Below are 14,437 nucleotides of genomic sequence, written 5' to 3' on the forward strand. Positions count from 1 at the left end.
AGGACCCTTGATCCGTCGGCGCACTCACCGTGGCGCACCGATGCTGAGTCCTCGCTGAACCGCCTGAGGCCCCGCTGAAACCGCCCGCCGGCGGATTCCAGGGGTCGTTGCAACACAAGTGATCAACTGGCTGTGGCCAGGAGCTTAGCGAGGCGCTCGGCTGGGGTTGCCCAGTCGAGCGTTTTGCGTGGGCGGCTGTTGAGTTCGGCGGCGACGGTGTCGAGGTGGTCCCGGGCGTGGACGGAGAGGTCGGTGCCTTTGGGGAAGTACTGCCGTAGCAGGCCGTTGGTGTTCTCGTTGGAGCCGCGCTGCCAGGGGCTGGCCGGGTCGCAGAAGTAGACCGGGATGTCGGTGGCGAGAGTGAACTCGTGGTGGCGGCCCATCTCGGTGCCCTGGTCCCAGGTCAGCGACCGCCGCAGATGGGCGGGCAACGTCTGGACGGTGTCCACCAGGGCGTCGCGGACCAGCTCGGTGCTGCGGCCGTCGGGTAGGTGCAGGAGCATCACGTAGCGGGTGGAACGCTCGACGAGGGTGCCGATGGCGGAGCCACCGTCCTTCCCGATGATCAGGTCGCCTTCCCAGTGTCCGGGCACTGCCCGGTCCTCCGCCTCGGCGGGACGCTCGCTGATCATGGCCATCGGCTCGCGGAAACGCGGCTGGCGCCGCTGGGCCTGGCGGCGGGGCTTGCGCCGCACCCGGCCCGTGCGCAGTGCCCTGGCCAGCTCCCGGCGCAGTTCACCGCGGCCCTGGACGTAGAGGGCCTGGTAGACCGTCTCGTGGACCACGTGCATCTCCGGCCGGTCGGGGAACCGGGCCCGCAGGGCCTGGCAGATCTGTTCCGGGCTCCACCGTAGGTCCAGGTGATGCTGGATGAAGTTCCTCAGCAGCGCGTTCTGGCCGATCTTCCCGGGCTTGGGCCGGGGCCGGCGGGCGTCGGCGCGGGCCTGCGCGGCGTAGGGGCGGTAGGCCCAGCGGGAGGCATCCCCGCGCAGCGGTATGCCGTTGCGGCGTATCTCCCGGCTGACCGTGGAGGGGCTGCGACCCAGCTCGGCGGCTATGGCCCGGATCGTGGCCTTCTCCCGCAGCCGGTCGGCGATGTAGATCCGCTCGGTCTCCCGCAGGTACCGGGACGGGCCCGCCGGGGGCGCCATCGGCCGCTGAGCCGGGGACGCCCCCTTCGTCCTGCCGGACGGGGTGCGGCCATTTCGCCACCGCTTGCCGGTGCGGTAGTTGATCCCGACGATCCGGCACGCTTCGTAGCTGGTCAGGCCCTGGTCCATGAGCCGGAAGTATTCCTCCCGCTCACGGACCAGCTTCTTACGGCCTTGGGCCACCGTCCGTACCTTGCGGATCTCGAACTCCATCGCACCCCTTGAGCTGGGGTGTTGCGACGACTCCTAGAACCCAAGGCCGGTTCAGCGGGGCCTCAGCTTGCCCATGCCATCCTGACCGCGTGCGCATACTGGTGGTGGAAGACGACGCCCGGCTCCGCGAACTGCTCACCGAGGGCCTGGAGCAGGAGGGTTTCACCATCGAGACGGCGGCGGACGGGCTCAGTGGCCTGGCGCTCGCCCGCTCCGGCGGATACGCGGCGATCGTGCTGGATGTGATGCTCCCCGGATGCTCCGGCTATCAGGTGTGCTCGCGGCTGCGCGAGAAGGGCGACTGGACGCCGATCCTGATGCTCACCGCCAAGGACGGCGAGTACGACGAGGCCGATGGGCTCGACGTGGGCGCGGACGACTATCTGACCAAGCCGTTCTCCTTCGTCGTGCTGATCGCACGGGTGCGGGCCCTGGTGCGGCGCGGTGGGCTGGACCGGCCCGATGTGCTGGAACTGGGCGATCTGCGGCTGGAGCCCGCCGCGTTGGCCTGTGCGCGCGGGACGGAGGAGGTCACGCTCACGGCCAAGGAGTTCGCCGTGCTGGAGTACCTCGCCCGGCGCGCGGGCCAGGTGGTCTCCAAGTCCGAGATCGTGCAGAGCGTGTGGGACACCGCGTACGACGGCGGGGCCAATCTGGTCGAGGTCTATATCCGGAGCCTGCGCCGGAAGATCGATGTGCCGTACGGACGGCAGTCGATCCGCACGATACGGGGCGCGGGCTATCTGCTGGCCCGCGACGGAGGGTGAGACGGTGGGGCACGTCAGCGCGGACGCGGGGCGGACCGCGAACACGGGGCACATCGCGGACGCCGGACAGGACGCCGGACAGGACATCGGGCACCCGGCCGACGGCGAGGCCCCAGGCGACACGGGACGCCGCCGCCCGCGCCTGACGTCCGGGTTGAGCGTGCGCGCCAAGGCCGTGCTGGCCGCCGCCGGGACCGTGGCCTTCGCGATCGGGCTGTGCATGCTGGCCCTGGTGCTGGCCCTTCAGCACAACCTCCGCGCCAGCGCCGACCTGGACGCGAGGAACGCCGCCGTGGCGATCAAGGGCCAGTTGGCGCGGACCCACCCCGCGCCGCAGCGGGCGCTCATCGTCGCCCCCGGCGCGGTGACGATCAAGGACGTCTCCGGCCGGACGGTCACCCCCACCATGCCGACGGAGACCGGTTCGCAGCAGATGGAGGCCACCCCGCGGGAGTCGACCGCGGCCACTCCGGCCGAGCGCCTCGACACCGGCCAGCCGTACAGCGTGAAGGTGAGCCCCTCGACCACCGCCGTCGACAACGCCACCGGTCTGCTGCTGCGCCAGGCCGCCCCCGCGGCCGCCGGTCTGGTGCTGTTCGTGGCGGGGCTCACCTGGCTGCTCGTGGGGCGCGCCCTGCGCCCGGTCGCCGCGATGCGGCAGGAATTCACCGAGATCACCGAGCGCGATCTGCACCGCCGGGTGCCGGTGCCCCGGGCGCGGGACGAGATCCACCGGCTGGCCCGGACCATGAACGCCACGCTTGACCGGCTGCACCGGGCCATGACCCGGCAGCGGCAGTTCGTGGCCGACGCCTCGCATGAGCTGCGCAGCCCCATCGCGGCCGTGCGCGCCCAGCTCGAACTGGTCCTGGCCCGCCCGTCGCGTACCGACTGGCCGACCGCCGTGCACAAGGCGCTGCGGGACACCGACCGGCTCCAGGCCGTCGCCTCCGATCTGCTGCTGCTCGCCCGGCTGGACGCGCAGGAGGCGCCGCGCACCGCGGCGGTGGATCTCGGCGCGCTGGCGGCCGAGGAGGTACGGCGCCACCCGGGCGCGCTCACGATGGCCGGGGAGCAGGAGCGGGCGGCCGTCGTGACCGGCAGCCGGGTGCAGTTGTCGCGGCTGCTCACCAACCTCGCCGACAACGCCCGGAGGCACACCCGTACCACCGTCTCGATCACCGTGGCGGTCCGCGCCGGCCAGGTCGAACTGGCCGTGGACGACGACGGTCCGGGCATCCCGGAAGCCGACCGCGAGCGCGTGTTCGAGCGGTTCACCCGGCTGGATGACGCGCGGGCCCGTCAGGACGGCGGCACCGGTCTCGGGCTCGCCATCGCCAATGACATCGCTCACGCCCACGGTGGCAGCCTTACGGTGCTCACCAGCCCGCGCGGCGGGGCTCGCCTGCTGCTGTGCCTGCCGCGAACGGACGTCGCCCAACCCTGACCCCGGTGCGGGCACGGCGGCTCCCTCGTGAGAGTTTGGCAACTACCGGACCAGACTGATCAGTTGGTCAGTAGTATCTGCCCTTTCCTGGCCGTGTCCCAGATGGAGGTGTCAAAGGTGCTGTCGGGGACGGAGGCCGTCGTCGTGGCCGCGTCCGCGGTGCTGGTACTGGTGCTGTCGCTGTGCCTCACCTGGGTGGTCAGGCTCCGTCGTGCGCTCGCCGGCGCGCGTACGGCGACCGAGCGAGAACGAGCCGTTTCCGAACGGGAACGAGCCAATACCGCACGCGAGCGAGCGCTGGCGGCCGAGCGCGGCGAAGAGGTCGCGCGGCTGGCCGCCGTACAGAGCGATCTGGACGAGGCGGCGCGCCGGGAACGGCGGCTGCGCGACTCCGTCCAGGCGTCGTTCGAGTCCGTGGCCCGCAATATGCACGCCATGTCGATGGTGCAGCAGCAGGTCCTCGACGGGCTCGAGCAGCATGTCGAGGACGCGCGGCTGATGGGCGAGGTGATGAAGGCGGACCACGCGGCCGCCCAGATGACCCGCAAGGCCCAGACGCTGCTGGTGATGTGCGGGATCTGGCCCGCGCGGCGGGAGACCCGGCCGGTGTCGCTCTTCGACTGTGTGCGGGGCGCGCAGTCGCGCATCGTGGAGTTCGGCCGGGTGGACGTCCACGGCGGGCAGACCCTCTACGCGGTGGCACCCGCCGTGGAGGGCCTGATGCACGCGGTCGCCGAACTCCTGGAGAACGCCACGGTCTTCTCCCCCTCCCGCACCCAAGTGGCGGTCGCCGTAAGGGAGGTCGCGGCGGGCGCGGTCATCGAGATCGACGACGCCGGGCTCGGCATGCCGCCGGACGTACTGGAAAAGGCCGTGGCCCAACTGCGGGACGGCCTGGACCTGGCCCAGCTCGGCGCCGTGCCACGGCTGGGGCTCGCCTGTGTCGGGCGCTGGTCGCGGGAGCTGGGCTTCGGAGTGGAGCTGTCCACGGCGTCGGCGTACGGCGGCACGCGGGTGGTGGTCTTCGTACCGCACCGGCTGCTGACCGAGCCGACCGGCGCGGTCCGGGCGGCGGACCACAAGCCGGTGGTCGTGGAGCCGGTGACCGTCGGCACGGTGAGCCACGACGCGGGCGGCACCGGCCTCGGCCCGGCCGCCGCGGACCCGGCCGGGAGCGGCTCGCTGGGCGGCCTGTCCGCGGACGACACCCCCGACGTACCCGGGGCCCCCGCGCCGCTCGGCACCGGGCTGCCCCGGCGCCGCAACCGCCGCCGCCCGGCCTCCGGAACCGCCCTGGATGACACGGCCGACCCGGCCACCGCCGCCGGCGCCCCGGCCCGCGCCGCGCCCACCTCGCGGGCCAGTGCCTCCTGGACGCCCGAGGCCGCCCGCGCCTCCATCACCAGCGTCGTCTCCGGCACCCGCCGCGGACGGGTGGAAGCGGAGGCGGAGGACGAGGCCGGGGCCGGAGCCGGGGCCGGAGCCGGGGCCGGAGCCGGGGCCGGAGCCGGGGCCGTACCGCTGACGGGAGAACAGAGTCCGGACCGAGAAGACCGAGAAGGGGGCCGGTAGTGGCCGGAACCATATCCAAATTGCCCGATGTTGGATGGATGCTGCGTCCGCTGACGGGGATCCCCGGGGTGCGGCATGCCGTCGTCGTCTCGGAGGACGGTCTGCGCATGGGCCACGACTCCGCCGAGGGGCTGTCCGGCGAGGTGTCCCGGCTCGGTGTGGACGAGGCCGAGTCGCTGGCCGCCGCCTGTGCCGCGCTGACGGTGACCAGCCAGTCCACCGTGTCGCTGCTGTTCGGCGAGGAGGCGGGGGTGCGGCAACTGATGATCGAATCCGACAGCGGGTTCGTGCTGTTCACCTCGGCCGGTCAGGGCGCCTCGCTGGGGGTGGCCACCGACATCGAGACGGATGTCGGCCTGGTGGCCCAGCAGATGCAGTTACTGGTCGCGAAGATCGGTGCCCATCTGAGCAGTCGGCCGCGGGACCCGATGGGCCGCCCGGCGTCATGAGCTCGCCCGGCGAGGAACGCACGACGGCCGCGGTGCGCCCCTATGTGATCACACGGGGGCGCGCCGGTTCCTCACGGGATGCTCTGCCGCTGGAAACGCTCGTCATGGCGTCCGGGAACGCACTGCCACCGCATCTCCAGCCCGAGTACCGGCGGATCGCCGACCACTGCCAGGGGCTGCTGTCGGTGGCGGAGGTCGCCGCCCATCTCGGCCAGCCGCCGGCCGTGGTGCAGGTGCTGCTCGCGGATCTCATCGACTGGGGGCACATCGTGGCCCGTCCGCCGATCCGGGTGGTCAAGCGAAAACGTGCCGATTTGGACTTGCTGAGGAAGGTGCTCGATGGGCTTGAGAGCAAGCTCTGAGATCTCGATGGCCGGTACGGACGGCACAACGCAGAAGAACCCCACGGCCCGCCAGGACGACGCGGACCGCACGACCCGCACAGACCACACCAACGAGACAGGCGAGACGGACGAGACGGGCGATACGGACGACATGGACGACATGGACGACACCCCCGTCATGTACGTGCAGTCCAGCGTGGCCGGGGCCGCCAAGATCCTGGTGGTCGGCCCGATGGGCGTCGGCAAGACCACGCTGATCGGCACGGTGTCGGAGATCAAGCCGCTCTCCACCGAGGCGACGATGAGCCAGGCCGGGGCACGGCTGGACACCAAGGTGCGGCCGTCGAAGACCACGACCACCGTCGCGCTGGACTTCGGGCGGATCACGCTCGGCGGCGAGCTGGTGCTGTATCTCTTCGGCACCCCCGGCCAGCAGCGGTTCCTCCCCGCCTGGAAGGACCTGGCGCGCGGCGCGCTGGGCGCGCTCGCACTGGTCGACACCCGCGATCTGGAGGCGTCCTTCGACGCCATCGGGCATCTGGAGGACCTGGATGTGCCGTTCTCCGTCGCGGTCAACGCCTTCCCGGACAGCAAGCCGCACAGCGAGGACGATCTGCGCTCCGCGCTCGATCTGCTCCCGCACACCCCGCTGGTCATCTGTGACGCCCGGGAGCACCAGTCCTCGGTCAAGGCGCTGATCTCGCTCGTCTCGCATCTGATCGAGACGCTCACGGAGGCGTCATGACCGCCCCGGCCCCCACCCGGGTGCCGCTGTACGGAACCGCGCTCGACGGTCCGCTGACCGACCTGTACGAGCGGATGCGGCGCGACCACGGTCCGGTGGTCCCGGTGGAGATCGCGCCCCGGGTCGAGGCATGGCTGGTCATCGGCCACCGCGAGCTGCTCCATCTCACCCGCGACGAGCAGTACTTCTCCCATGACCCGCGCCGCTGGAGCCCGCTGCGCGAGGGCCGGGTGGCGGCCGACTCACCGCTGATGCCGCTGGTGGGCTGGCGCCCGGCGCTGCTGTTCGCCGACGGCGCGGCGCACCGCCGGATGCGCTCGGCGGTGGCCGACGCGCTGGGGCGGGTCAACGGCCATGAGCTGATCCGTACGGTGCGGGCCACCGCGGAGCGGCTGGTCGCCGGGTTCGCCGACCGGCACGCGGCGGACCTGGTGGAGAGCTACGCCCGTCTCCTGCCGCTCCAGGTCGTCACCGAACTGCTCGGGCTCGACGAGGAGAACGGCGCGCGGCTGGTCGAGACGCTCACCACGATCGTCGCCCCGACCGTGGCCGCCACCGGCGCCAACAAGCGGATGGGCCAGATCCTGCTGGAGCTGATCGCCGGGAAGAAGCGGCGGCCGGGCGCGGATCTGACGTCCTGGCTGCTGGAGCACCCCGTCGGGCTCAGCGACGAGGAGGTGCTGCACAACCTCGTGGTGATCATCGTCGCGGGGAACAACACCACCGTGAACTGGATCGCCTCCACGATCCAGATCCTGCTCACCGACCCCGGGTTCCGCTCCTCGCTGACCCACGGCCATCTCACCGTCGACGACGCCCTGGACCTGGTGCTGTGGCGCCAGCCGCCCACCCAGAACTTCCCCGGCCGCTACGCCACCCGCGATCTGCGCTTCGGCGGCCAGGACATCCGCGCCGGGGACATGCTCATCCTGGGCCTGGCGGGCGCCAACGCCGATCCGGAGGTGCTGCCCGAGGACGGGCGGCCGGTGGTCGGCAACCGCTCCTACCTCGCCTTCGGCGCGGGCCCGCACACCTGCCCGGCGCGGGACCCGGCCCGGCTGATCACCCGTACCGCGGTGGACACCCTGCGCCACCGGCTGCCCGATATGGAGATCGCGGTGCCGGAGGAGCAGCTTCCGTGGATCACCTCGCCGTGGTCCAAGGGGCTGGCCAAGCTGCCGGTGCGGTTCTCGGCGCCGCAGCTCGCGGCAGACTCCGCGAGCGGGGCCTCCGGCTGCCCGGACCGGGCCTCTGGCTCCCCGGACCGGGCGGCCGATTCCCCGGCCCGGAACTCCGGCTCCCCGGCCCGGAACTCCGGCTCCCCGACTCCTCCGACCTCGCACGCCCCCGCTCCTCCGACCTCGCACTCCCCGGCTACGACCCCCGCCTCCCCGGCCCCCGACTCCCCCGCAGGAGACCGCAGATGACCGACGGCCGATGCCCCGTGTCGCACGCCGACCTCGCACCGCACCGCCTGGACCCCACCGGGGCACACCAGCACGCGGTCAACGAAGAGCTGCGCGCCCGCGGGGCCGCGGTCCCGGTCCTGCTGCCCGGTGACGTACCGGGGTACGCCATCACCCGGCACGAAGAGCTGAAGGACTTCGTCACCCACCCCGACGTGGCCAAGAACGCCTGCCACTTCGCCGCCCTCCAGCGGGACGAGCTCCCGCCCGGCTGGCCGATGCGGACCTTCGCCACCGTCCGGGGCATGATCACCGCGGACGGCGAGGACCACAAGCGGCTGCGGTCCCTGGTGACCCGGGCGTTCACCCCGCGCCGGGTGGAGGCGCTGTACCCGGTGGTCCACGAGCTGACCGGCACGCTGCTGGACCGGCTGGCGGGGGCCGCCGCCGCGGATCCGGACGGGGTGGCCGACCTGCGCCGCCACTTCGCGCTGCCGCTGCCGATGAGCGTGATCTGCCGACTCCTGGGCGTCGACGACCAGTACCAGGACCGGCTGCACGAGCTGTCCAACGAGATCGTCTCCACCCACACCGCCCCGGAGCGGGTCCCGGCCGCCAACCGCGAGATGGTCGCGATCCTCGGCCAGGTGGCGGCGGCCCGGGCGAAGGACCCCGGGGACGATCTGACCAGCGCGCTGATAGCGGCCCGTGAGGAGGACGGCGACCGGCTCGCCCAGGAAGAGCTGATCGGCACCCTGATGCTGACGATCATCGCCGGGCACGAGACCACGCTCAACCTGATCACCAACGCGGTACGGGCGCTGTGCAACCACCGCGACCAGCTCGACCTTGTCCGCTCCTCCGCCGCGACCTGGGGCGATGTGGTCGAGGAGACGCTGCGGTACGACGGCCCGGTGAGCTACTTCCCGTTCCGCTACCCCACCAGGGACCTCCCGGTCGGGGACACGGTCATCCCCAAGGGCGCGCCCGTGCTCGTCTCGTACACCGCCGCCGGGCGGGACGAGCGGGCGTACGGCCCGGACGCGGATCGCTTCGACGTCACCCGGGGCGCACGGCATCTGTCCTTCGGCCACGGCGCCCACTTCTGCCTGGGCGCCCCACTGGCCCGGATGGAGGCCGTGGTCGCCCTCGAAGCGCTCTTCACCCGCTTCCCCGACCTCGATCTGGCCGTCCCGGACGAGGAACTGGTCCCGCACCCCAGCTTCGTCGGCAACAGCCCGCAGCGGCTCCCCATCCGGCTCGGGGCGGCTCACAGCGCCTGAGCCGATGCGCTGAGGGCAGCGTTGCCTCCGGGAAACGGGGGTGATGCGGCCGGGTAACAGGCACCCCGCACGCTTCCTGGCATGGAGTCGAACAGGGAGCCGGGGAGCGGGAGCCCGCAGCGGCGGCGGGTGGTGATCGTCGGCGGCGGGATGGCGGGCACGAGACTGGCGCAGCAGCTCGTCGTGAGTGCGGGCGAGGCCACCCTCGACGTCACCGTCATCGGCGAGGAGCCGCACCCCGCGTACAACCGGGTGCTGCTCGCCGAGGTCCTCGCCGGGCGGTACGCCCCGGAGGTCATCGCCCTCCCCGCCCCTGCCGCCGGGGCACTGGCCGGGGCCGGGGTGCGGCGGCTCACCGGGGTGCGGGTGGTCCGCGTCGACCGCCCCACGGCGGAGGTGCTGTGCGACGACGGCCGCCGCGTGCCGTACGACGCGCTGGTGCTGGCCACCGGCTCCAACCCGGTGCTGCCGCCGCTGCGGGGCCTGTTCGAACCGGACGCCCGCGACCTGCACGCCCTCCCGGGCGGCGTCCACGCCTTCCGCACCATGGACGACTGCCTGGCCCTCGGCGCGGCCGTACGCCCCGGGACGCGGGCCGTCGTCATCGGCGGCGGACTCCTCGGCGTCTCCGCCGCCCGCGCGCTGGCCCAGCGCGGTGCCCAGGTGGTCCTGGCGCACCAGGGCGAACACCTGATGGAACGCCAACTGGACCCGGGCGCGTCACGGCTGCTGCGGCGGCATATGGCGGCGCTGGGCGTGGAGATCCACACCGAGTGCCGGGCCCGGGGCCTGCGCACAGGCGGGCAGTCGGCGCGAACGGTTCAGGCCGTCGAACTGGCCGACGGATACGCCCTGGAGGCCGAACTGGTCGTGCTCGCATGCGGGGTCCGGCCACGGGTCGGGCTGGCACGGGCGGCCGGACTGGAGGTGGCACACGGCATCGTCGTCGACGACGAGCTGAGGACGAGCGACCCGCGCGTGTTCGCGATCGGCGACTGCGCGGAACACAACGGCATCGTCTACGGCCTGGCAGGCCCAGCCCACGAACAGGCAGACGTGCTGGCGCAGTTGCTATCCCCCACCCCGCCCCTCCCCGAAACAAGGGGGCTCCGCCCCCTGGACCCCCACCAGGGCCCCGCCCTCGGACCCGGCCAGGGCACCGAACCCCGGGGCTCCGCCCCCGACCCCGCGCCCGCGGAGCCGGTTGTGGGCAATCGTTCCGCGGGGCGGAACGGGTGGGCACAACCCGGCCACCGGGCCGCACCCGGCGACGAAACCCCGGCCCGCTACACGGGCACCCGCACCCTCACCCGCCTGACGCTCACGTCTACGCCCAGCCCGGTCACCGGATCCACCGGACCCACCGGACCCACCGGACCCGCCGGACCCGCCGGAACGGGCCCCCTCGACCTCGCCGCCTTCGGCACCCCCACCCCCGCCCCCGGCGACGACGTCATCCACCTCACCGACGCCACCCGCAACACGTACCGCAAAGTCGTGGTCCGTGGCGACCGCCTCCTCGGCGGAATCCTTCTCGGCGATCTCGGCACCGTCGGCGCGCTCGCCCGTGCCTGGGAGGGCGATGAACCGCTCCCGGCCACCCCCCTGCTCCACCTGCTGACCAACGATGGAGGCTCCTGACGATGAGCGCACCGATCACGCCGAGTGCACCGATCACGCCGAGCACACCGACGACGATGACGAGCGCACCGATGACGACGGCAATGACGAGCGCGCCCGAGGCCGCGCCCCCCGCCGCCCCCACCATCGTGCTGATCGGCCACGGAATGGTCGGCCAGCGTTTCCTCGAAGCGCTCGTCGAGCGGAACGTCACCGAGGCCGCCGCCCGCATCGTCGTGTTCTGCGAGGAGCCCCGGCCCGCCTACGACCGCGTCCAGTTGACCTCGTACTTCTCCGGCCGCACCCCCGCCGAACTCTCCCTCGTCGAGGACGGCTTCATGGCGCGGCACGGCATCGAGCTGCATCTCGGCGACCCGGCCGAGTCCATCGACCGCGCCGCCCGCACCGTGACCGCCCGCTCCGGGCTGACCGTGGCGTACGACACGCTCGTGCTGGCCACCGGCTCGTATCCGTTCGTCCCGCCCGTGCCCGGCAAGGACAGCGACGGCTGCTTCGTCTACCGCACCGTCGAGGATCTGCTCGCGATCGAGGCGTACGCCGAACACCGCACCACCGGTGTCGTCGTGGGCGGGGGGCTGCTGGGCCTGGAGGCGGCGGGGGCGCTGAAGGGGCTCGGGCTGACCACGCACATCGTGGAGTTCAACCCGCGGCTGATGGCCATCCAGGTGGACGAGGGCGGCGGCGCGGCGCTGCGCCGCACCGTCGAGGACATGGGGCTGATCGTGCACACCGGCGTCGGCGGTGAGGAGATCACGGCGGACGACGCGGGCGCGGTCACCGCCATGGCGCTCTCCGACGGCTCGTCCATCGACACCGACCTCGTCATCTTCTCGGCGGGCGTGCGCCCCCGCGATCAGCTCGCCCGCGACTGCGGTCTGGAGGTCGGCGAGCGCGGCGGGATCGCGGTGGACGAGCGGTGCCGCACCAGCGATCCGGCGGTGTACGCGATCGGCGAATGCGCGCTGGCCGCCGATGGCCGGGTGTACGGGCTGGTCGCGCCCGGCTATGAGATGGCCGAGGTCGCGGCCGACGCGATCGTCGACACACACGAGGACGGGACCGGGTTCACCGGCGCCGACACCTCCACCAAGCTCAAGCTCCTCGGCGTCGACGTGGCCAGCTTCGGCGATGCCCACGGCACCGCCGACGGCTGCCTGGACGTCGTCTACTCCGACTCCCGCACGGGCGTCTACAAGAAGCTGGTGGTCGGCGCCGACGGCGCCCTCCTCGGTGGGGTGCTGGTGGGCGACGCCGAGGCGTACGGCATGCTGCGCCCGCTCACCGGCTCCGTGCCGCCCGTCGCCCCCGAACAGCTCGTCCTCCCGGCGGGGCTGGGCGCGCCCGCCGCGCTCGGGCCGTCGGCGCTGCCGGACGAGGCGGTCGTCTGCAACTGTCACAACGTCACCAAGGGCGCCATCCGTTCGGCCGTCGCCGACCACCGCTGCACCACCGTCCCGGAGGTGAAGAAGTGCACCAAGGCGGGCACGGGCTGCGGCAGTTGCGTCAAGGCGCTCACCGCACTCGTCAACGACGAGCTGGAGGCGGGCGGCGTCAGCGTCGACAAGGGGCTGTGCGGCTGCTTCGCGTACACCCGCGCCGAGCTGTACGAGATCGTCCGCACCCTGCGCATCACCACCTACGCCCAACTGCTGGACAGCCACGGCCGGGCCGAGGCCCGGCGGGGCGACGGCTGTGAGGTGTGCAAACCCGCCGTCGGCTCGATCATCGCCTCGCTGGCCCCGACCCTGGGCGCGAGCGGCTACGTCCTGGACGGCGAGCAGGCCGCGCTCCAGGACACCAACGACCACTTCCTGGCCAATCTCCAGCGCAACGGGTCGTATTCGATCGTGCCCCGGATCCCCGGCGGGGAGATCACCCCGGAGAAGCTGATCGTGATCGGCGAGGTGGCCCGGGACTTCGGGCTCTATACGAAGATCACCGGCGGTCAGCGGATCGACCTCTTCGGCGCCCGGGTGGACCAGCTTCCACTGATCTGGGCGCGGCTGGTGGACGCCGGGTTCGAGTCGGGCCACGCGTACGGCAAGGCGCTGCGCACCGTGAAGTCGTGTGTGGGGCAGACCTGGTGCCGCTACGGCGTGCAGGACTCGGTCCGGATGGCCATCGACCTGGAACTGCGCTACCGGGGGCTGCGCTCACCGCACAAGCTGAAGTCGGCCGTCTCGGGGTGTGCCCGCGAATGCGCGGAGGCGCGCGGCAAGGACTTCGGCGTGATCGCCACCTCCACCGGCTGGAACCTCTACGTGGGCGGCAACGGCGGAGCCGATCCGCGCCACGCCGATCTGCTCGCCCAGGACCTGGACGACGAGAAGCTGATCCGGCTCATCGACCGATTCCTGATGTTCTACATCCGCACCGCGGACCGTCTGGAACGCACCTCGGCGTGGCTGGAGCGGATCGAGGGCGGCCTGGACCATGTGCGCGATGTGGTGGTCGACGACTCGCTGGGGCTGTGCGCCGAGCTGGAGGCGATGATGGCCGCCCATGTGACCGGCTACCGCGACGAGTGGGCCGAGACCCTGGGCGACCCGGAACGGCTGCGGCGCTTCGTCTCCTTCGTCAACGCGCCCGACGCGCCGGACCCGACCGTGAAGTTCGTGCCCGAACGCGACCAGGTCAAGCCGGACCTGACCATCCTCTCCGGCCCCACCCTCCCCGTCCGTACTCTCGAAGGGACCGCCAGCCGATGACCATGGCACCCGAGCGGACCGCCGTCCGCGTGGAACTCCTCCTCGACCAGCGGTGGTTCGCGGTCTGCGAGCTGACCGACCTCACCCCCGGGCGCGGCGTGGCCGCCCTGCTGCCGGACGGCACCCAGGTGGCGGTCTTCCTGGACCGGTCGGGCCGCGCGTACGCGATCGCCAACCGCGACCCGTTCACCGGGGCGTACGTCCTCTCCCGGGGGCTGCTGGGCTCGGCGGCCGGGCGGCCGTTCGCCGCCTCCCCGCTGCTGAAGCAGCGCTTCGACCTGGAGACGGGACGATGCCTGGACGACGAGGGGGTCGCCGTCCAGGCGTATGTCACGCGCACGCGGGACGCGGCGGCGCATGCCGCCTGAGAGGGCGGCGCACGTCCCGCGAGGCGGGCAGTGCCGTCCGCCTGAGCAGTCAGCGTTGTCGCCCGAGGGGGCCAGTGCACGCCCTGTGAGCGGTAAGCGCACGCCCCTTGAGGGGTCAACGCCCGCCCCGTGAGACGAGCAGCGCCGTCGCCTGAGCAGTCAGCGCCGTCGTCTGAAGGGGGCCGCGTACTCCGCCTGAGGGATCAGCGCCCGCCCCGCGAGAGGTCAGCGCACGCCTCTTGAGGGGCAGCCTCGTACCCGGGGCAGTGCCCTCCACTTGAGGGGCAGCCTCGTACCCGGGGCAGTGCCCTCCACTTGAGGGAGTCACCACCTGCCCCGTGAG

12 protein-coding genes are annotated in these 14,437 nt (G+C 72.5%); 11 read left to right on the top strand and 1 reads right to left on the bottom strand.

Annotated elements, in window-relative coordinates; all coding sequences use genetic code 11:
* Positions 1–122 precede the first annotated feature (122 nt).
* Complete coding sequence (locus ACK1X7_RS16820; RefSeq protein ID WP_413115268.1) at positions 123–1,364, bottom strand: IS30 family transposase; 1,242 nt, start codon at positions 1,362–1,364, stop codon at positions 123–125.
* Positions 1,365–1,453: 89 nt separating this feature from the next.
* On the opposite strand from ACK1X7_RS16820, the gene ACK1X7_RS16825 reads away from it, so the two are divergent.
* The 11 genes from ACK1X7_RS16825 (at position 1,454) to nirD (ending at position 14,094) form a co-directional block, all read left to right on the top strand.
* Positions 1,454–2,131: a response regulator transcription factor gene (locus tag ACK1X7_RS16825; protein ID WP_385156688.1), complete on the top strand. Its 678-nt coding sequence runs from the start codon at positions 1,454–1,456 to the stop codon at positions 2,129–2,131.
* Between the two features lie 4 nt (positions 2,132–2,135).
* Entirely contained in the window at positions 2,136–3,578 is a 1,443-nt protein-coding gene (locus ACK1X7_RS16830) for a sensor histidine kinase (protein ID WP_385156691.1), read from the top strand.
* 102 nt (positions 3,579–3,680) lie between these two features.
* Complete coding sequence (locus ACK1X7_RS16835) at positions 3,681–5,150, top strand: ATP-binding protein (RefSeq protein ID WP_413115269.1); 1,470 nt, start codon at positions 3,681–3,683, stop codon at positions 5,148–5,150.
* Positions 5,150–5,599: a roadblock/LC7 domain-containing protein gene (locus tag ACK1X7_RS16840; RefSeq protein WP_385156697.1), complete on the top strand. Its 450-nt coding sequence runs from the start codon at positions 5,150–5,152 to the stop codon at positions 5,597–5,599. The genes ACK1X7_RS16835 and ACK1X7_RS16840 overlap by 1 nt, the downstream gene beginning before the upstream one ends.
* Entirely contained in the window at positions 5,596–5,961 is a 366-nt protein-coding gene (locus ACK1X7_RS16845; protein WP_385156700.1) for a DUF742 domain-containing protein, read from the top strand. Before ACK1X7_RS16840 ends, ACK1X7_RS16845 begins: the two co-directional genes overlap by 4 nt.
* Positions 5,945–6,688: a GTP-binding protein gene (locus tag ACK1X7_RS16850; RefSeq protein WP_385156704.1), complete on the top strand. Its 744-nt coding sequence runs from the start codon at positions 5,945–5,947 to the stop codon at positions 6,686–6,688. The genes ACK1X7_RS16845 and ACK1X7_RS16850 overlap by 17 nt, the downstream gene beginning before the upstream one ends.
* On the top strand, positions 6,685–8,115 hold the full coding sequence (locus tag ACK1X7_RS16855; RefSeq protein ID WP_413115270.1) for a cytochrome P450: 1,431 nt from the start codon (positions 6,685–6,687) through the stop codon (positions 8,113–8,115). The genes ACK1X7_RS16850 and ACK1X7_RS16855 overlap by 4 nt, the downstream gene beginning before the upstream one ends.
* Complete coding sequence (locus ACK1X7_RS16860) at positions 8,112–9,377, top strand: cytochrome P450 family protein (protein ID WP_390793339.1); 1,266 nt, start codon at positions 8,112–8,114, stop codon at positions 9,375–9,377. Before ACK1X7_RS16855 ends, ACK1X7_RS16860 begins: the two co-directional genes overlap by 4 nt.
* 129 nt (positions 9,378–9,506) lie before the next feature.
* Positions 9,507–11,018 (top strand): FAD-dependent oxidoreductase, encoded by a 1,512-nt coding sequence (locus ACK1X7_RS16865; RefSeq protein ID WP_413116884.1) that lies wholly within the window; start codon positions 9,507–9,509, stop codon positions 11,016–11,018.
* A gap of 71 nt (positions 11,019–11,089) precedes the next feature.
* Positions 11,090–13,726, top strand: a complete 2,637-nt coding sequence (nirB, locus tag ACK1X7_RS16870) for a nitrite reductase large subunit NirB (RefSeq protein ID WP_413115271.1) — start codon at positions 11,090–11,092, stop codon at positions 13,724–13,726.
* Entirely contained in the window at positions 13,723–14,094 is a 372-nt protein-coding gene (gene nirD, locus ACK1X7_RS16875; protein ID WP_385156211.1) for a nitrite reductase small subunit NirD, read from the top strand. The genes nirB and nirD overlap by 4 nt, the downstream gene beginning before the upstream one ends.
* Positions 14,095–14,437: the final 343 nt, after the last annotated feature.

The organism is Streptomyces sp. CY-1 (assembly GCF_047218265.1).
Taxonomy (GTDB): Bacteria; Actinomycetota; Actinomycetes; order Streptomycetales; family Streptomycetaceae; genus Streptomyces; species Streptomyces niphimycinicus.